The organism is Actinomadura rudentiformis (assembly GCF_008923185.1).
Lineage (GTDB): Bacteria > Actinomycetota > Actinomycetes > Streptosporangiales > Streptosporangiaceae > Spirillospora > Spirillospora rudentiformis.
Map to the genome: position 1 here is coordinate 399074 of NZ_WBMT01000005.1, position 16017 is coordinate 415090.

The window sequence follows — 16017 nt, forward strand, 5'->3', positions numbered from 1 at the left end:
GGCCGCCGCGACGAGCCCCGGCCGCCACCCGGGCCGCTCGGTGCCATGACCCCGGCCAACACCTACACCCGCTGGTGGGGGCTTAGGTCTGTGGCGCGAATTAGTTTCTAACCCGCCACCTCATCGTCCCTAACTGTGGGCTGAACTGGGGAAGTTAGGTGAGTTGGCCGTCCCGCCCGCCTGAGCGGTCGCACGGGCCGGGGTGAGGCGGCCGTCGGGCGCCTGCTCCGGTCTAAAGCGCCTGTCTGAGAAAGCTGATAAAGCGGACTGGTGATCTGGGTGAGTCGGCACGCTGCCTGGAAGGGTGAGAGGGAAGGTCGCGCGGCGCTTGTGTCCGGGATGGGCAGCCGCTGTCTGTGCGGGCTTGCAAGGGTGCGGTGTTTTGCAGTTCGGCGTGCCGGGCGAGGCATTGGGCTGGGCGGTGTGGAGGCAGCGGGCGGTGCTGCGGGTGGTGGATCCTTCGCGGGAGAGCCGGGCGGTCTGCCCCGAATGCGGGACGGTGTGGGTGGTGGGGGTCGACCACAAGCGGGGAGCGATCTCTTGTTCGCGGCGGTGCAAGACCAGGGCGCGGCGTCGGCGTCAGGCGGCGGCCGCGTAAGCCGTTCGATCTGGGGGCACGGTGCCCGATCCAGTCCCCATAGGCCGCCACCACCAATGACCAGGGACTCCGCGTCATCTGTGGTCTCCAAGGAATGTGGGGATGTCGGCGCGGGTCGGGTAGTTCGGAAGTGGTGCGGGCTTGTTTCGGAGGAACGCGGTGATGACGGCGGCGGCCCGTTCGTTGTTGCCGTCGAGGCCGTTCCACATGCGGTGTCCGACGCCGGGCATGTACTGGGTGCGCTGGATGGCGGGGTCGCCGGCGAGGATGGCGGTCGCCCATTGACGGACCTGTGAGGAGCATTCGGCGATCATCAGCATGGCCGGGGTGCGGGAGCGGCTCAGGTGTGGGGCGATCGAGGGTGAGTCCTTGACGGTCTGCTGGATGTGGAGGCTTGCGGCGGGGTTGAAGGAGAAGTTCTGTGCCGTGTCCTCGGTGGGGATGCGGTGCGCGTCCTGCGCGCAGTAGGCGGATGCGGTGTCGCTGCTTAGATCGGCGGCCCTGAAGGCGTTGGCGCCTTCGGCCTGTTCGATCAGGCCGGTGTCGGGTTTGAGGACGCCGAGTTGCATGAGTCCGAGCGCGACGGCGTATCGGGGGACGCGCGTTGCTCGTGGTCCGGTCATGGCCGGTGCGAGGCCACGTGCGGAGGGTCGTCCCTTGTGCCCTCTGGTCCGCGTGGTGGGCCCGTCCATCGGTCCGGGCTCGGCGATGATCGCCCGGTGAACGCGGGCTGCGGTGTGCGGGGCGGCCAGAGTCCGGGTGAGCACGATCGCGCCCGAGGAGAACCCGAGAACGTCGGCCCGGCCCTTGCCCAGGCGGTCGACGAAGGCGGCCAGGTCGCTGACGGATCTGGAGATGGCGTACTGGTTCAGCGGAAGCAGGTCGCTTCGTCCGCCGCCGGCGTGCTCGTAGGCGTAGACGTCGTGGCCCTGTCGTGACAGCAGTTGCAGGAATCGGTGGTCGAGCACGGAGATGCCACGGACAGGTCCGCCAGGGAGGTACACCAGGGGTGTGGGGTGCCGGGTGACGCCGGGGGCGGGCGGGTAGTGGTACACCGCGACCCGGCTTCCGGTGGCCAGACTCCAATGTTGCGTCGCCACGAACGACAGGGCCGGCGGGGGGCGCCGCTGCGTGGGCACGGAGGGGATACAGACCGATGCCGTCATCGCTGCGGCGGCGACCACCGACAGGAACGGTCTGAGGCGGCTCCGCCAGGTACGGCGGCGTCCGCGCCACAAGGCGGCTGCGGTTCCGACCGCGAGGGTGATGAGCCATGCGGCGAGCCCCGAGCCCGCTCCGTCCGTCAGGACGATCAGAACGAGAAACAGGCCGACCAACCCCACGACTGCAGCCGTGGTCAGGATCAGGCGGCCTGTGATGCGGAGTAGATGGCTGAGAGGTTTCGGCATCACGGTCCCTGCGCTAGTTTCCAAACGTTGTTTCAAAACAACGTTATCAGACTGGACTAGGCTTGTGATCATGGGTAGGCCGAGAACGAACGACGACACCGTGAAGGAACGCCTCATAGAGACCGCGACCCAGATGTGCGCCACCCGTCCGGCCGAGTCGATCACCATCCGCGCCCTGGCCACTGCCGCCGGGACCGCGACCGCGGCGGTGTACTCACTGTTCGGCGGTAAGGACGCACTGATCGGCGAAGTCCGCAACAGAGCGGTCGCCGGGTTGTTCCAGGAGGTGTCGGGAGTGCCGGCCTCCGACGACCCCCTCGCCGACCTCTACGCGCTCGCCGTCGCGTACCGGCGCTGGGGGCGCGAGCACAGCCACCTCTACACGGTGTTGTTCGGTGGCGTGCAGCGCTTCGACCCGTCGGGCGAGGTGGGGACCAGCGACCCCGTCCGGCCGCTCATCGAGGCGATCGAACGCGGTTTGTCGGCGTCCGTGCTCTTCGGAGACACGACATCCATCGCCCTCTCGATTTGGGTCACCCTGCACGGACTCGTGACCCTCGAACTCGCCGGGGCGTTCGACACCGCCACGGCCGAGACCGCGTTCGAATCCACAATCCTCGCTACTCTGCGCGGCTGGACGATCCGGCCGATCTGACCAACGCCGAGATACCTGAGGCCCTGGATCGTCTCGCCGAAGTAGAACGCCTAAGACGCGGTCACCGAGGTCCTCCGTGGCGCCGAATGCTGACGGTCGTGCGTGGTGAGATCGGGCCGTCCTGGGAGGCCGAAGCACGCATCTATGTCGACCGCGATCATCCAGGCTCCCGCCATGGGCAGGACCAGGTCGCCATGTGGCCGGACATCGAGGAGGCGTACCACGTGCCTTTGGAGGCGGCCCGCGCGCTGGCCCAAGCGGCTCGATGGCTCTTCGACCAGGCGACCAGCCATCCGCTGGAGCATTGGGTGATCCTGAATCCAGGCCATGGCAGCCCCTGACGGCCTTGCGAAGAATGCGGCGGCATAGTCGGCGTCGAACCGGTCCATGCCCGGCTCGTTCAGGAAATCGTGGTACTCGCTCGTCCTGAGGTCACGGAATCGGGCGGCGAGTTCGGCGCCCATCTGCCGCGCTCGGGAGATCGTCACGGTTGCTGCGTCGGGGCATGGTCGGTCAAGGAGTCGCGTTATCTCCAGCTCCCCCGCCTTCGGTCAACGAGTCGACAATCCGGCTCATTGGTGGTGGCAGGCCTGGTCGAGGTCGGTGCTCCAACTCGATCACGAAGCTGACCTCTTGTGGTTCGACATAGGCGATCAACCCCGGAGAGGTCGACCCCTCGAACATCATCGTCAGTCCACGAAAGGGCGCGTTCGGGTCGCGGCCGAAGTGAACGGCCAGCTGGCGCATCGTCTCGTCGGCTTCCTGCAGAGCACTCAAGACCTGGTCTTCATCGGGCAAGTCCGGGAACAGCCAATGCAGATTGCCCTCTGCCCACGGAACCCACTCCATGCTCGCAGCATCCCACCGGCCGATGGTCACTGACAGGTTCGTCACCAGGCTTTCGCGCCGAGGGTCGTACCCGTTCGCAAGGGTTATGGGCCGCGGGGTCGCCCGGGCCCATGACCTCAACCCACCGGCCGCAATCCCGCAGTGACCTGCGGGGCGACGTGAGGGGCTGTTAACTAACTCACGCTCGCGGGTTTCCGTCGTTCGGTCCCGCGGCTTGTCGAGGACCCAGGACGCGGAGCCATCGCCACCCTCGCGGTCCGGTTCTGGCTCCGCGTCCTGGTCAACTCACGGGGTTGCTGCCTGCGGGCGTCACCTCAACGCACGCCACCCCGTGCCGGGGCGGCTAGCAGCGGACGACGCGGAGCGTGTCGCCGGGGTAGCGGATCTTGGAACGCTTGCTCTTGAGTGTCTGGCCGGGCTTGATGCGCTGGCACGAACTGTCGGGCGCCTTACGCCACACGAACTTGATCCGGTAGGACTTGCGGCAGGTGTTCTTGGCGTACCCGGTCCGGGTGATGTGTCCGGCGTCCTTCCACACCTTGACGCACCGGGGCAGCGGCGGATGCGCCGCCACCGCCGGCGACGCAGCCGACTGCGCGGTCGGCTGCGCGGGAGCGGACGCGGCGGCGTGCCCGGCGCCCGGCGCCAGCGGCACGAGCAACCCGGCCGCCACGGCCGCGCCGATCAGCTTGGCTGTGCTCATCGAGATTCCTTTCGGACCATGCCGTCGCGCTTGTCACGAACGGCGGTCCCGCCAGTGCAGTGCCTTGCCGACCTGGCCGGGAAGCCGGTCACCCGGCCGGGACAGTCCGGCCCACCCAGACCCGGACGGCCAACCACGCCTCACATAGCTCGCCGTCAACCATCCACCAGGCGCTGGCCGAGCACCCGCGACCCCCTCGCTCGCCGGCACCGCCATGCCTGTGACTTGCAGTGTTTCGTGTCGTCTGATCTGCGTCGCTTCTTGTCATGCCAGCAGCGAGCGCAACGCGGGAATGATGGGACGGAACGTCAGCTCTGTCCGGTCTACGGAACCGCATCACCCCAGGTCAACTCTCCCGAGGTCGTTCCGGTCCCACGCGCCGCGCGGCCGTCCACAGCTGAAACCGGCGCGCGAAGTCAGGCCAATTCCCCAATCAGAGTCACGCCGGCTCGCTGTTTTGGCACTCAACGGGTGACAGACGGCAAGCTGCGGGGTTCCTCGCGGGTGGCCGGGCGAAGGAAGCAGTCGACCCGGCTTTGATCACGGCAGCGGTGGTGGCAACGGCCGCTGGCGTCATCACCACATGGCTGCGCGTCCGCGGCCGAGTTCAGGTTCATCGCGCTATGGGCTACTCGGTCGACGACGCCGCGCAGGCCATGGGGGTGCCGGCGGGGACGGTCAAGAGCCGAACCGCGCGGACGCGGCTGGCGCCGCTTCTTATCCGCTCTCGGGAACGCCGCGGGGACATCGAAGACGCGACGTCCACGCCGATTCCGCCTCACTCACCGGGCAGTGGTCCGCCGCCGAAACCTGGCCCCTGACGACACCAAACGATGCAGGAATTACGACACGGAGCAATGCAAGCCACACCATGCCATGGCGACGAAAACCGCTGCCCATTCCGTCGCCGCCGCGACCAAACCAATCCCCGGCCCCGGCGTCCGCAGGTTGGCTCGAACCACCTTCGCGTCGTTGGACGGCGCCGCCTGCCTGCACTGTTGGGCGGATCGGCCAATGCCACATTGGCGGCGCGGCATCTGTTGACGGTTTGTCTACGTCCACCTCACGCGTCTGCGCGCATTGGGGTGACGTGCACGTAGACGAAGACGTAGACAACTCCCGGACAGTGTCTTCCGCGCGGCTCTGGCCTGACGTCACCAAGGTCAGCGGAGCGCGGCCAGTCAGGCGATCCACACAAGAGCCCGACCGTCAACGCTTGGCTTGTCGTCTTAACCTGCCGCCTTGCCCGAGGTGATGGACGTGGACGTAGCGTGGGGCTGTATGAAGGTCGGGCGATTTCATGTGCGAGAAGTGGCCCCCTTCAGCGAGTTCTGGCCCCATTGCCGATCTTCGGCGCTCCATGGTCACCAGCGTAAATTGGCCTCACCCCGTTGGACGGGAGATGCCTGACGAGGCCACCGGCAGGGCGTCTTCGAACCTAGCGATCACTTGAGGCGGTGCAGGCGGACCTACGATGTCTGCGGAGGCTCCAGGGCGAGCAATCCGGTCGCGGTCTGAACGAACAGAAGTCCCGCGCCGGACACGAGGCGGGGCGGCTCTTCGGTGACGCCCTCACCCCATTCGCGTTCGACCGACGCACCGGGCGGCTCGTCCACCACATGTGACCAGCGGGTGGCGCCGCTCGCGACGTCGTGGCCGAGCACGGTCCCGTCACGAGTGAAGGTGTGGACCACATCGTCCGCCACCACCGGCGCGCCCACCGGCAGATCCGGTAGCGGCTGGCTCCAGGCGACGGCCGATCGCGCGACGTCCACGGCGGTCAGTTCGACGGCCAGGGAAGATGCGCCGGTGTCGAACGCGGTGAGGTAGTCCGCGGGCGCGTCCGTCTCGGCCGTGACGACGAACACCAGGTCTCCCGCCACGGCGACGGCACAGCACGGCCCGCCCATCGCCGGCCCCACGGCCCGGCGGAACGAAAGCTCGCCCGTGCGCAGGTCATACCCGGCCAACTCGCACCGGGACCATTCCTCCTCGTCATCCCATGTCGAGCCACGGACGGCCGCGACCCAGACACGTCCGTGTGCGGCGACCGGATGGAACGGGGGGATGGCTACCGGCTCGCTTTCCGCGTCTTCGAAGTCGTCGGACTCCACCGACCACAGTGACCGTCCGGTGGCGGCGTCGAAGGCGCGCAGCCCGCCGGTGGACACATTGCCCTCGTACCTGTCTGCGGCGACCACCACTCCTTCGGCGACCGCCACCGGCGCGTTGAGCACGTGCTCGCCGGTTGTGAAGATCTCTGCCATGGACGGTATGTCCGCAGCGCCGAGCCTCCCGCTCCGCTGGAGCAACAGGACGTCGCCGTGAACCTGCACCGGCCTGCCGTTCAGCTCGGAGAACGCGCCGTCCGCGATCTCTCCGGTCTGCCGATCGTGCGACCAGAGGTCACCGTCGCTCTCGACGAACACCCAGCGGCCTCCGGCGGCGACTCCGGCCGCCGCCGCGTCATGCCGGTGCCGCCAGCGCTCGCAGCCGGACGCGGCGTCCAGCGCGTGCAGCACGCCCTCGGCATCGGTGACCAGCACCGTGTCGCCCGCCAGCACCGGCCCCAGGGTGAGCCTGGTGTTCTCGCCGAACCGCCACCGCACCCGCACCCGGCTGGAACCGTGAACTCCTGTATTGGCCATGGCGCCGATACGGCTCCTTTCGCGCTTCACCCCGACCGTGTTGGCCTGGCTGTAAGGATCACCGAATGCTTCCGATCGCGCAAAAGGGTCAGAACGCTCAGCTCCAGGTGCGTGGGGCCTAATCCCACGCGAACATGGATGTGCTTCACCGGAGTGGGGCCGCTGCTCTTATATAAGTCGGCCAGAACATGTCCGTAAGAACCAGTCGGGCGGTATCCACGTTTGGTGGACGTGTTTCCGGGACCCATGTCACATCGGTGTGGTGTGGCATGGTCGAGTGCACTAGAGCTTGAGTTCGGCGACGGCTTTGGGTTTGGTGCCCGCGGGGATGTCGTAGACGAGGACGAGGGTCGTTCTCGCGCCGGGGTTGAGGTCGTTGACCTTGCCGCGGCCGACCAGGACGGTCTGACCGAACGTCTGGTCCCATTCGGGTGCGTACTCTGAGGCGTCGGCGGTGTGCAGCGACAGATGCGCTGGCGGATGCGTCGGATGCTTGGTGATGTTGCGCAGCGCCAGCCGGACCAGTAGGTATCGGCCCTTGGGCTTGGTCGTGCCGTTCTGCGGATCGGTGAGCGTGGTGGCCCACGACACGCCGAGGACCGAGGCCTTGAAGTCACTGAGTGGGGACTCCAGAGTGCCGTTGTTCTCGACCAGGCTTGGGGACGGGGTTGGCCTGCTGCTCCCTGGGGAGGTCTGACCCGGAGGGGTCACGTGGGGTCCTGCCGTCTCCGGAGCCGAGCAACCCAGGGCGGTGGCTAGGACAAGGACGGCCGCGGCCATGCGCATCACACAGGGAGTGTCGCAGCCGCACCGCATGCCCGGTAGCGGTGCGTCGCTCCATGATCTGCAGAGCCGGTAAAGCAGCACCGGCTCTCGACAGTGGCTGGACGAGGTCGGTGGCTCTCTATCTCGCCGACATGACGTCACGATGACCGATCCGCAAGTCAGGTGGCGGGATGGCGACTCGGTTCCTGTCGGATGAGCAGATTGAGCCGCCTTCCGATCGTTCCGAGCTCAGCACCCGGCACCGCAGATTGACTGCCCGAGCGGTTGGATCGCCTGGGTGGGTTTCGGCTGTATGCGCTCGTCACCTTGAACGAGGGGGTTGCGGGTTCAGCGGGAGCGTTGGGTGATGAGGAGTTCCAGGCTGTCGAGGATGCGTTGGAGGCCGAACTCGCGGCTGCTGCCCGGGGACGGGGTCCCGGCGGCTGTGATCGCGGCGGTCAGCGCGGGAAAGCGGCCGGCCGGGTCATCGAGCAGGGCGTTGATGGCGGGGTCGAGCCGCCGCTCGGCTGTCCATGGCTGGGTGCCGGCTGCTGTGCTCGACCGGGTGTTGCGGACGTGGCCGCTGAGCAGGAGAACGGCGTCCAGTTGTTCGGCACCGCTCAGCCCGGTCCCGGCCAGCGCGGCGACCGCGGCCTCGGTCCAGCCGACCTCTCTTGGGCCCATGATCCTGTCGCCGACGGTGGCGCCCGGCAGCCACGGGTGGCGGTCTCAGGTCGCCCACGGCCAACTCGATCATGATGGCGAGCAGCTCGTCCTTCCCCTTGACATGGCGGTAGAGCGCCATTTTGGTGAAGTCGAGTTCGGCGGCCACCCGCTCATGGAGATCCCGGCGAGTCCTTCGGCGTCGGCGATGTCCATCGCGGCCTGGGCGATGCGGTCAACGCTGAGCACAGGCTTGGGTCCGCGGCTCGGTGGTCGCCGTAGCCCCCACAGCAACTCACCTGTGCGGTCCAAATCGCGCCTCCAGAACGTCGGGCTTGTCGCCGTTCGCAAACTGTGTCTAATATACACAGCGTCCAGCGGACACTGTTTTACCGAGGACGCCACCAATGAAACGGAGCCCGCCATGACCGAGGACACTGGATCGCAGCGCACTGTCATCGCCGACGCTGTCGTGTCGATCGATGGGTACAGCAGCACCGGACCTGATGACGACATGAGCTGGGCCATGGAGCACTCATGAGCTCACAGAGTGAGGTCTTCTATGAGGGGATCTGGCGCGGCGCGAGCACAGCGATCGTGGGCCGGACCAATTGGGAGGGCTTCACCTCCGTATGGCCTGGGCTGACCAAGGACCCCGAGCAGTTCGGCCCGAACCCGTGATCTGGGCAACTGGCTCGCCACCGTCGAGAAGGTGGTGTTCTCCACGACGCTGCAGCAAGCCGATCTGGAGAAGACGGAATGGACCAACGCCCAGGTGGCCCGGGACCCCGAAGCAGAGGTGCGGTCACTCAAGGCCGCCCCGGGCCGGGACATTCTCGTCCTGAACAGCGCCAGCATCATCCAAGCGCTCCTCAAGGCAGACCTGGTCGACGAGCTCTACCTGACGGTGGTGCCCGTGACCCTCGGCGGTGGCCTGCGTCTGCTCCCCAACGATCACGCATCCGCATGGCGACTCGCCGGAACCACCACCATCCCCACAACGGGTGCGGTCACGCTGCACTACGGTCGCCCCTGAAAACCACGCAAGTCGGCTTCACAAGCTGATCGCCGCTGATGCGACCGAGGGGCCTCGACGGCGGCCAGGGTCCACGGTCGCGGCCAGGGCCCGCGGCGGCGGCCAGGGCCCGCGGACGCGCCGGTGGCCGTCCAGGATGGTCAGCTGGCGTGGTCGAGGTCGAGCCCCGGCATGGGCCCGGGGGCGAGCTGTTGACTCATGTTCACCTCGAACTTCCCGTACAGGTTCAGGTGGGGACCAGAACAGGGCGGAAAGTCCGCGGCGGTCGGCGTCGGTGAACACCATGAACCGCAAACCAGATCGCAGAAGGCGACCAATGATCGCAGGAGGAGACCAATGAACGACACCGAGCCGCAGACCGCGGGCGGGAAGGTGCTCTGGCACTTCACGATGTCACTGGACGGCTTCGTGGCAGGGCCGAACCACGAGATGGACTGGATGACCGGGACGGCCAGGCCGGGCCTGGCGGATGAATACGTCCAGACCACGGGTGCTGTCCTGGGAGGGCGGGACGGATGGGACGCCATGCCTGGCGCTCGCCCCTACGGCGGCGACTGGAAAGGACCGGTGTTCGTGCTCACCCACCACCCCGAGGACGCCACGCCCGCCGACGACGTCACGTTCCTGAACTGCGGGCCGGCCGAGGCGGTGCGGATCGGGCTGGAGGCGGCCGGCGGCAAGAACCTCGAGGTGTTCTCGCCCACCATCGGCCGTCAGCTTCTCGAACTGGGACTGATCGACGAGATCGACCTGCACATCGCACCGGTCCTGCTCGGCCAGGGCGTACGGCTGTATGACAACCCCGGCAGTGAGCCGATCCGCCTCCACCGCGTCGGCGAAGACGACCCCACGTCGGTCGTCAACGTACGGTACCGACCCAGCCTGCGCACCGGCACGGATTCATGACGGACGAGATCACACTGCCCGACGCCGAAGAGTTGTGGGCGGAGACGGCGGCGTTGGCGGTGCTGCCGGCGCTCACCCCAGCCATGGAACCGATGGGGTTCGGGTTGGTGAACGGTGGACTGCGGAGCGGGGACGTCGGTAACGGCTGGTGGGGGATGTCGTGAGTTGAGGGCGGCTGGGCGGTCGTGTACTGGTTCGCGCGATATTCGGGCACCTCAACGCGAGGTGAGCCAGCTACGGATCTCGTCCATGAGGGGGACGGGCGCATCATGGTGGACCAGGTGACCGGCGTCGTCGATCAACGAGAGCTCGGCGGCGGGGATCAAGCTCTGCAATCGCCGGGCGACGTCGAGGGGGATCCAAGTGTCGCGGGCGCCCCACAGAATCCGTACCGGGATGTCGATGCGGCCCAGCTGTTGCTCGTTCTCTTCGAGGAAACGCTCGTCATAGTCGGCGATCTGCCGATAGAAGGCCAGCTGGCCGCCCTCTCCGGTCCACGGCTGCACCAGGGCGTCGAGATCTTCATCGCGCAGCCGGCGGTGGCTCGCGCCCTGAATATAGGCCCGCACGATGGCGGTATGGATATAGCCCGGCAGCTGCCCCAGGACGTCAGGATGGTCCTGCACGAACCTGAAGAACGGAGAGCCGCTGGGCGGGATGGCGACGACGTCGACGAGCATGAGCGAGGCGTAATCGACGCCCAGGCTCAGATGCGTGCGCAGGGACACAGCGCCGCCGAAGTCGTGGGCGATCACGTGCGGCCGGTCCAGGCCCCAGTGCGCAAGCAGCGCCGCGAACGCATCGGCCTGCGAGCCGAAATCGACGGGATGCCCTTCCAGCTTGGAGGAGCGTCCGTATCCGGGCATGTCCCAAAGGTGGACGGTGAAGTCGCGGCTCAGGCCCTGGCGAACGGCTGCCACAGCAGCGATGAGAACGGCGTGCCATGGCAGAACACCACGGCTGGACCAGCACCTGTGCGCCCCCAGGCGATCTGCCTTCCACACCACTCGAAACGCTCTGTCAGCTCCATGACGTGCAATGTTAGTGATCGCCGAACCACGTCCTTTGGATCGCAGGCTTCTAGGTCAAGGCCGCGGGCGGCGTCCGCACCTGGACGCTGGCTCTACGCGCAGGTCTTGGCCCCCCTACCAACTTGGGTTCTCAGGGTGATCGCAAACCTGACCCGTGGGGGTGTTGCCATGACCGAGGCGCGTCGAGCACGGAAGATGGGGCCACTTCTCGGATCTCCGCGCGGTTCCTGTCAGAGGACGAGCGGATCGTCATCGCCGAGATGCTTCACGCCAACAACTCGCTACGCGCGATCGCCAAGAAGCTCGGCCGCGCCCCCTCCACGATCAGCCGGGAAGTGCGCCGGAACCGCGACCCACGCACCGGCAAGTACAGCCCGTTCCACGCTCAGCGTCGCGCGGCTGTACGACGAGCGCGGTCCAAGGACGGAAAGATCCGGCGTGACCCGGAGCTGCAGACGTTCATCCAGCAAGGCCTCAACCGGCGCTGAAGCCCGGAGCAGATCAGCCAGGCGCTACGCATCGCTTTCCGACGAGCCGGACCCGGCACCTGGCACACGAAACCATCTACCAGGCGATCTACCTACCGCACCGCGGCGGCCTGGAGCGACAGCCCAACTCGCCAGCGGCCCGCTGGCGTCGATGACCGCCAGGTGCCCGGACACTGGGAGGGGGATCTCATCGTTGGCCAGGGCAGCCGGTCGGCCATCGGCACCCTGGTCGAGCGCACCACCCGGTACGTCACGTTCCTCCATCTGCCCCACGGACGCACAGCCGAGCACGCGCGCTCCTGCACGCCTTCGCCGACTTGCCCGCCGACCTCGCCCGCTCGCTGACCTCGGATCAGGGCACCGACACGACGAGTCCACTCGCACCACGGGCATCCCGGTCTACTTCTGCGATCGGCCAACCCCTGGCAACGCGGCTCGAACGAGAACACGCACGGATTGCTCCGCCAATACCGCCCGAAGGGCACCGACCCGTCAGTCCACACCGCCGAAGACCTCGCCGTCGCGGCCGAGCCCAACAACCGCCCCCGCAAGGTCCTCCACTGGCAAACCCCGCTGAGCTCGTCGCAACAGTCGAATGACCGCGTGTTGCGTCAGTTCCTGGAATCCGCCCACCACACCTTCTTCCGTCGTGGCGACGTCATCGACCTGGATGCCCTTCAGGTGAGGGAACAGCAGATCGACACCACAGGGTTCCTGCCCCTGCAGGCATGCAGCACGACGACCTCGCGGCCGCTGATTGATGATCAGTTCCTGGATGAGCAGATTCAGCCTCGTCCGCCCAGGGGCGTGTGGTGCACGCGGACCTTCCGGTGGCTGATCCGCCAGCCTTGCGGGGTGCGCAGGACGGTGTCCTCGTATGTCACGCTCCCGGTGGTGCCGTCGGCGTTGACGCCGATCCCCTTGGACAGCGCGTGCACCCGGCCCTCGGCGGCCTCGGTGAGGACGACGTTGGTGACGTGGTGGCCGACCGGATTGAGCTCGCCCAAGGCACGTCCTGTGGCGGCGCAGGCCGCGACGCCCAGCAAGGGCTCCTGTCCGAACTCGGACACGTCGTAGACGACGTCGGAAGTGAACAGTTCGTCCAGCCGATCCAGCTCCCCGCTGTCGCATAGGTGGCCGTGCATGGAGATCAGTTCGGTGATCGCGGTGCGGTCGTCGGCGGTGAACGCCATCGCTCCTCCTGGGACGGCCCGGCAGGTGCTCGCCCTCGCCGGGAAAGAAACGGGGAACTCCCCGGTTATTGCCTCCCGGTAAGCTAAACGGGGAAATCCCCGCTTGGCAACCCAGGGAGGCAGGGATGACGGCCCCCTCCGGACGGGCACGCCGCGCGGACGCCGAGCGGAACGCCCGGCTGCTGAAAGCGGCGGCCAGGGCGCTCTTCGACGAGCGCGGCCCGGACGTCGCCTTGGACGAGATCGCCCGGAGGGCGGGCGTCGGCAACGCGACCCTCTACCGGCACTACCCGACCCGCAGTGACCTGCTCATGGCGGTCTACGCCGACGAGGTCGCCGCGCTCTGCGACCAAGGCGCTGCTCTGATGTGTGAACCGGCTTCCGGTGAGGCGTTCTTCACCTGGCTGGAAACCTTCGCCGTCCACGTAGCGACCAGGCGGACGCTGGCCTTCGCCGGCACGCAGGGCGACGGCGAACGGCGCACCGAGCTGTTCGACCGCTGGCACGCCTCGCTGACCTCGACCGCGGAGAAGCTGCTCGCCAAAGCCCAAGAGGCGGGCGCCGTCCGCACGGACCTCACCGTTGCCGAGGTGCTGGCCCTCGCGAACGCGGTCGCGGTCTCACAAACCGATGCCAACCGGGTGCGCCGCCTACTGGAGATCCTTCGCCACGGCCTCAGCGGATCAACTGCGCCCGGCTGAGCCACTGGACGGCGTTTGGCCCACGACCGGGCCGGAGCAGGGATGCAGCCTTGGCCACCGTCCGCCGACAGCAACCAACGGCAAACACTCCCCGTTACTACTCCACCGACTTTGAGCCAGAACCAGGCTCAGACTCACTTACGAAGGCTGGCAGCCTGCGGCACGCATCCAGGACTCCGAGCCGGACCCGTTCTCGGCTCTGAGCGGCGGCCAGGGCGACTTCGGAGTGGTGAACTGAATGGAGATCGATCTGATGCCGGTCACCACGCTCTACGGCGGGGAGTCCAGTCCACCGGGCTCAGGGCATGCTCACGGCGATGCACGGCGGCGCGGTCACCCTCGCCGAGGCGTATCCGGGCAGGGTGATCCTCGGGCTCGGCGGGGCCGGCGGCGACCGTCCCCTGACCCGGCTGCAGGACTATCTGGACGAAATGGACAAGGCCGCCAGCCGGATCCTGCCCGACGTGCGCTACCCCCGGGTGCTCGCCGCACTGGGGCCCAGGGCACACCGGCTCGCCCGCGAGCGCGCAGAGGGAGTGCATCCCTTCATGCAGCCGGTCGAGCACACCGAGGTTGCCCGCAAAGCACTGGGACCTGAAGGACTACTGATCCCGCACCAGACTCTCGTCCTGGGCACCAACGCGACCTCGTCCCGAGGACAGATGCGCGCCCTCCTAGCCCAGGGGATGAGAAATATCGAGACCCCGTACACCAGGAATTACCGCCGGCTCGGGTACGGAGACGACGACCTGGCAGACGACCGCAGCGATCGCCTCATCGACGCCACCCTGGCATGGGGAGACGAGAAGGCCATCGCCACGCGCCTCCACGAACACCTGGAGGCCGGCGCCGACCACGTGCTCCTCCATCCCCTGGCACCCGACCTGAAATCAACGGTCGACCAGCTGGAACGACTGGCTCCCCAGTTGAACCAGCAGGGCCACGCCCATCACCGTCCTGACTGGAGTCGCGCCGCTCGGTCCGGGCTGATGGCGTCCTCCGCCGTCGCTCGCGCCGGCCAGATCGACATCGTCACAGTGCGACCTTCGACATGCCACTCTGCTGGGCGCAGCCGAAAGAGCCTTCGCCCCGCTGCTGAGGCAACCGCGTACCATTCTGCGCACCGACCCGTCCGACCCGTCATGAGGCCGAAATCATGTGACGGGATCGCCTCGGGACCGGTGTCAGAGTTGCCGAGATGGTCAGCGTCCCGGCAGGGATCTACACCGAGCAGGCGGAACGCTTTCTTCGTCCGCGACCTCTGACCACGCTCCAGCCCCTGACCGCACTGGTCGGCCGCTTCAATCACGCACCCTGGCCGACCAGGTCAGGCGCCTGGGCATCCCTGGAACCTCCGGACGCGTCGCCGACCTGCGCCAGCTCATCCTCCAGAGCCCCGCGCCCATGATCGCCCAGGCCCCCGAATTGGCGCACGCGGCAGCGGCGTGGCTTTATCCGTTCCGTTCTCGTACAGGTCAGGTCAGAATCCGCCAGCGCTCGGCGGTCTCGTCGTCGGAGGGGAAGAACGCTTCGACGCGCAATTCCTGGGCGGTGACGTCCACGGGTGTGCCGATGCTGGACACGACCGAGAAGAACCGCAGGCGATCGTCGCCGAGGCGGAAGTGCACGTCGATGACCGGGACCAGCGGCGCGAGCGCCGGTGCCGCCGCGGTGAGCGCCTCGACCTCGGGCCGCGCCCGCAGCTCCTGGACGAGCTCGGCGGTCGCCAGGTCGAGCACCCCGCCCACCGCTTCGCGCCGGGCGCGCTCCAGCAGCGCGGGCGCGACCTGGTCCCAGTTGGCGATGCCGTCGCGGACCGGGCCCGGTTCCAGGATCAGGCGCAGCACGTTGACGCCGTCGGGGATCGGGTCGGGAGCCATCAGCTCACCGAACAGACGCGCCGCGCCGCGGTTGGCGCGCAGCAGGTCCCAGCCGCGGTCCAGCACGATGGCGGGAAACGGGTCGTGCTGTTGCAGCATCCGCCCGACGGCCATGGTGACCCGGTCGAGGGCTGGATCGTCGAGGCTGCGATGCGGGAACAGCGGAGCGAAGCCGGCCGCCAGGAGCAGGCCGTTGCGGTCGCGCAGCGGGACGTCGAGCGCGCCGGCCAGGCGGAGCACCATCTCCCGGCTCGGGTTCGACCGGCCGGTCTCCAGGAAGCTCATGTGGCGCGGGGTGGTCATCGCGGCCGACGCGAGATCGAGCTGGCTCATCGCCCGTACGCGGCGCCAGTAGCGAACCAGGGTGCCGAAAGAGACCTCGGTCATCGTCGCGGACATGAGCCGACCCTACGGCCGCGCGTGAGCCGCGGCGCTTCCCTCCGGGGGAATCGTGGCCGAGCGCGGGGCGGGAGAGGGTCTGTGCATCACCAC

The 16017-nt window shown here is 67.7% G+C and carries 18 protein-coding genes and 1 pseudogene; 10 read left to right on the forward strand and 9 right to left on the reverse strand.

Annotated elements, in window-relative coordinates:
* Positions 1–672 precede the first annotated feature (672 nt).
* Entirely contained in the window at positions 673–2007 is a 1335-nt protein-coding gene (locus F8566_RS13270; RefSeq protein ID WP_151560484.1) for an alpha/beta fold hydrolase, read from the reverse strand.
* Between the two features lie 70 nt (positions 2008–2077).
* Here F8566_RS13270 and F8566_RS13275 point away from each other — a divergent pair, with 70 nt between their 5' ends.
* Complete coding sequence (locus F8566_RS13275) at positions 2078–2662, forward strand: TetR-like C-terminal domain-containing protein (RefSeq protein WP_151560485.1); 585 nt, start codon at positions 2078–2080, stop codon at positions 2660–2662.
* A gap of 98 nt (positions 2663–2760) precedes the next feature.
* Positions 2761–3003 carry a hypothetical protein gene (locus F8566_RS13280; protein WP_151560486.1) on the forward strand — a complete coding sequence of 81 codons (243 nt, stop codon included), beginning with the start codon at positions 2761–2763 and terminating at the stop codon, positions 3001–3003.
* A gap of 172 nt (positions 3004–3175) precedes the next feature.
* Here the strand turns inward: F8566_RS13280 and F8566_RS13285 are convergent, their stop codons facing one another.
* The 5 genes from F8566_RS13285 to F8566_RS51085 form a co-directional block, all read right to left on the reverse strand.
* Entirely contained in the window at positions 3176–3511 is a 336-nt protein-coding gene (locus F8566_RS13285; protein WP_151560487.1) for a hypothetical protein, read from the reverse strand.
* A gap of 343 nt (positions 3512–3854) precedes the next feature.
* A complete protein-coding gene (locus F8566_RS13290) occupies positions 3855–4214 on the reverse strand; it encodes a hypothetical protein (protein WP_151560488.1) in 360 nt (119 codons plus the stop codon).
* Positions 4215–5683: 1469 nt separating this feature from the next.
* A complete protein-coding gene (locus F8566_RS13300; RefSeq protein WP_151560489.1) occupies positions 5684–6862 on the reverse strand; it encodes an outer membrane protein assembly factor BamB family protein in 1179 nt (392 codons plus the stop codon).
* Between the two features lie 282 nt (positions 6863–7144).
* Positions 7145–7573: a DUF4352 domain-containing protein gene (locus tag F8566_RS13305; RefSeq protein WP_192809658.1), complete on the reverse strand. Its 429-nt coding sequence runs from the start codon at positions 7571–7573 to the stop codon at positions 7145–7147.
* Positions 7574–7975: 402 nt separating this feature from the next.
* Entirely contained in the window at positions 7976–8311 is a 336-nt protein-coding gene (locus F8566_RS51085; RefSeq protein ID WP_264159308.1) for a hypothetical protein, read from the reverse strand.
* Between F8566_RS51085 and F8566_RS51090 the strand changes: the two genes are divergently transcribed.
* The 5 genes from F8566_RS51090 (at position 8310) to F8566_RS49830 (ending at position 10396) form a co-directional block, all read left to right on the forward strand.
* Positions 8310–8831, forward strand: a complete 522-nt coding sequence (locus tag F8566_RS51090; RefSeq protein WP_225993126.1) for a hypothetical protein — start codon at positions 8310–8312, stop codon at positions 8829–8831. The two genes, F8566_RS51085 and F8566_RS51090, sit on opposite strands and share 2 nt — an antisense overlap.
* A complete protein-coding gene (locus tag F8566_RS51095) occupies positions 8828–8971 on the forward strand; it encodes a hypothetical protein (protein ID WP_225993127.1) in 144 nt (47 codons plus the stop codon). Before F8566_RS51090 ends, F8566_RS51095 begins: the two co-directional genes overlap by 4 nt.
* Before the next feature lie 31 nt (positions 8972–9002).
* Positions 9003–9326: a dihydrofolate reductase family protein gene (locus tag F8566_RS51100; RefSeq protein WP_264159309.1), complete on the forward strand. Its 324-nt coding sequence runs from the start codon at positions 9003–9005 to the stop codon at positions 9324–9326.
* A 336-nt stretch (positions 9327–9662) separates the two neighbouring features.
* Positions 9663–10232, forward strand: coding sequence for a dihydrofolate reductase family protein (locus tag F8566_RS13320; protein ID WP_151560491.1), 570 nt, complete (start codon positions 9663–9665; stop codon positions 10230–10232).
* Complete coding sequence (locus tag F8566_RS49830; protein ID WP_192809659.1) at positions 10229–10396, forward strand: hypothetical protein; 168 nt, start codon at positions 10229–10231, stop codon at positions 10394–10396. The genes F8566_RS13320 and F8566_RS49830 overlap by 4 nt, the downstream gene beginning before the upstream one ends.
* 51 nt (positions 10397–10447) lie before the next feature.
* Here F8566_RS49830 and F8566_RS13325 read toward each other — a convergent pair whose 3' ends face one another.
* On the reverse strand, positions 10448–11152 hold the full coding sequence (locus tag F8566_RS13325; RefSeq protein ID WP_264159310.1) for an alpha/beta fold hydrolase: 705 nt from the start codon (positions 11150–11152) through the stop codon (positions 10448–10450).
* 332 nt (positions 11153–11484) lie between these two features.
* Here F8566_RS13325 and F8566_RS52930 point away from each other — a divergent pair.
* Positions 11485–12324, forward strand: a pseudogene (locus F8566_RS52930) (IS30 family transposase); the annotation flags it as partial.
* A 212-nt stretch (positions 12325–12536) separates the two neighbouring features.
* Here the strand turns inward: F8566_RS52930 and F8566_RS13335 are convergent.
* Positions 12537–12944 (reverse strand): nuclear transport factor 2 family protein, encoded by a 408-nt coding sequence (locus F8566_RS13335; protein ID WP_151560492.1) that lies wholly within the window; start codon positions 12942–12944, stop codon positions 12537–12539.
* Between the two features lie 125 nt (positions 12945–13069).
* Between F8566_RS13335 and F8566_RS13340 the strand changes: the two genes are divergently transcribed.
* Positions 13070–13645: a TetR/AcrR family transcriptional regulator gene (locus F8566_RS13340; RefSeq protein WP_151560493.1), complete on the forward strand. Its 576-nt coding sequence runs from the start codon at positions 13070–13072 to the stop codon at positions 13643–13645.
* A 305-nt stretch (positions 13646–13950) separates the two neighbouring features.
* Positions 13951–14910: an LLM class oxidoreductase gene (locus F8566_RS13345; RefSeq protein WP_151560494.1), complete on the forward strand. Its 960-nt coding sequence runs from the start codon at positions 13951–13953 to the stop codon at positions 14908–14910.
* Positions 14911–15120: 210 nt separating this feature from the next.
* Here F8566_RS13345 and F8566_RS13350 read toward each other — a convergent pair whose 3' ends face one another.
* Positions 15121–15924, reverse strand: coding sequence for a helix-turn-helix domain-containing protein (locus F8566_RS13350; protein ID WP_225993130.1), 804 nt, complete (start codon positions 15922–15924; stop codon positions 15121–15123).
* Positions 15925–16017 lie beyond the last annotated feature (93 nt).

Bases quoted from the DNA above. Each gene is read 5' to 3' on its own strand.
- F8566_RS13270 (WP_151560484.1), bottom strand. From the start codon at position 2,007: ATGCCGAAACCTCTCAGCCATCTACTCCGCATCACAGGCCGCCTGATC.
- F8566_RS13275 (WP_151560485.1), top strand. From the start codon at position 2,078: ATGGGTAGGCCGAGAACGAACGACGACACCGTGAAGGAACGCCTCATA.
- F8566_RS13285 (WP_151560487.1), bottom strand. From the start codon at position 3,511: ATGGAGTGGGTTCCGTGGGCAGAGGGCAATCTGCATTGGCTGTTCCCG.
- F8566_RS13290 (WP_151560488.1), bottom strand. From the start codon at position 4,214: ATGAGCACAGCCAAGCTGATCGGCGCGGCCGTGGCGGCCGGGTTGCTC.
- F8566_RS13300 (WP_151560489.1), bottom strand. From the start codon at position 6,862: ATGGCCAATACAGGAGTTCACGGTTCCAGCCGGGTGCGGGTGCGGTGG.
- F8566_RS51090 (WP_225993126.1), top strand. From the start codon at position 8,310: ATGATCCTGTCGCCGACGGTGGCGCCCGGCAGCCACGGGTGGCGGTCT.
- F8566_RS51085 (WP_264159308.1), bottom strand. From the start codon at position 8,311: ATGGGCCCAAGAGAGGTCGGCTGGACCGAGGCCGCGGTCGCCGCGCTG.
- F8566_RS51095 (WP_225993127.1), top strand. From the start codon at position 8,828: ATGAGCTCACAGAGTGAGGTCTTCTATGAGGGGATCTGGCGCGGCGCG.
- F8566_RS13320 (WP_151560491.1), top strand. From the start codon at position 9,663: ATGAACGACACCGAGCCGCAGACCGCGGGCGGGAAGGTGCTCTGGCAC.
- F8566_RS49830 (WP_192809659.1), top strand. From the start codon at position 10,229: ATGACGGACGAGATCACACTGCCCGACGCCGAAGAGTTGTGGGCGGAG.
- F8566_RS13335 (WP_151560492.1), bottom strand. From the start codon at position 12,944: ATGGCGTTCACCGCCGACGACCGCACCGCGATCACCGAACTGATCTCC.
- F8566_RS13340 (WP_151560493.1), top strand. From the start codon at position 13,070: ATGACGGCCCCCTCCGGACGGGCACGCCGCGCGGACGCCGAGCGGAAC.
- F8566_RS13345 (WP_151560494.1), top strand. From the start codon at position 13,951: ATGCTCACGGCGATGCACGGCGGCGCGGTCACCCTCGCCGAGGCGTAT.
- F8566_RS13350 (WP_225993130.1), bottom strand. From the start codon at position 15,924: ATGTCCGCGACGATGACCGAGGTCTCTTTCGGCACCCTGGTTCGCTAC.